This window comes from Altererythrobacter sp. MTPC7, assembly GCF_042851395.1.
In the GTDB taxonomy this organism is placed as follows: Bacteria; Pseudomonadota; Alphaproteobacteria; order Sphingomonadales; family Sphingomonadaceae; genus CAJXSN01.
Genome location: NZ_BTGS01000042.1, coordinates 1 through 1,262, shown reverse-complemented (window position 1 = coordinate 1,262; position 1,262 = coordinate 1). Strand labels below are relative to the sequence as shown.

Genomic DNA, 1,262 nt, shown 5'->3' with positions numbered 1-1,262 from the left:
CCGATGCTGGAATATTCGAAGCCTGCGGCGCGCATTTCTGCGGGTGTGTAGATATTACGCAAATCGACCATGACCGGCGCCTTCGCGAGCGATTTTACCCGGCCCAGGTCCAGGGCGCGGAAGGCGTCCCATTCGGTGACGATAGCGACGGCATCGGCGCCCTCGATGGCGGAATAGGGATCGTCGCACATGGTGACGTCCGGCATCAGCGGGGCAGCGATGGCCATGCCTTCGGGATCATAAGCAGCGACATCGACGCCCGCATCGCCCAGCGCCTGCGCAATGGCGATAGCCGGGGAATCGCGCATGTCGTCGGTGTTCGGTTTGAACGTCAGGCCCAGAAGGGCGACCTTCTTGCCGCGCGCCGCTTCGGCGCCGCCCAGCGCGTCGAGCACCTTTCGGCCCATTGCACGCTTTCGAGTGTCGTTCACCTTGACCACGGCTTCAACGATGCGGGTCGGACTTTCGTAATCCTCTGCCGTCTTGAGGAGGGCGAGCGTGTCCTTCGGGAAGCACGATCCGCCATAGCCGGGGCCAGCATGGAGGAATTTCGGGCCGATCCGGCCATCCATGCCAATCCCGCGCGACACGTCCTGCACGTTGGCGCCGACCTTTTCGCACAGGTCCGCCATTTCGTTGATGAAAGTGATCTTCGTCGCGAGGAAGGCGTTGGCGGCGTACTTGATCAGTTCGCTCGACCGGCGGTTGACGATCAGCAACGGCGACTCGTTGAGGAAGAGCGGCCGGTAGACCTCGGTCATCACTTCGCGGCCGAAATCGTCCTCCGCCCCGATCACGATCCGGTCGGGGCGCTTGAAGTCGCCGATGGCTGCACCTTCGCGCAGGAATTCGGGATTGGAAACGACGGACACCTTCAGTCCGCGCTCCTTCACGGCGGCGCTGTCCGCAAGGATGCGCTCGACCTCGTCGCCCGTGCCGACAGGCACGGTCGACTTGGTCACCACGACGGCGTCGTGGGCCAGCGCCTCTCCGATTTCGCGCGCGACCACGTGGACGTAGGTGAGGTCAGCATGACCGTCGCCCCGGCGGCTGGGCGTGCCGACAGCAATGAAGATGGCGGAAGCGCCCTCGATGCCCTCTGCAAGATCGGTGGTGAAGGAGAGGCGGCCCGCCTTCACATTGCTCTCGACCAGCGCGTCCAGCCCGGGTTCGTAGATCGGCATGATGCCGTCATGCAGCTTGGCGATCTTCGCCGGGTCCTTGTCGATGCACACGACATCGTGACCGAAATCGGCGAAACA

At 63.8% G+C, this 1,262-nt stretch carries 1 protein-coding gene; it reads right to left on the bottom strand.

Annotation, left to right across the window (positions count from 1 at the left end; translation table 11 throughout):
• On the bottom strand, window positions 1-1,262 hold a 1,262-nt coding region (locus tag ACGHJ7_RS14735; RefSeq protein ID WP_390479175.1), incomplete at both ends, for a UDP-glucose dehydrogenase family protein.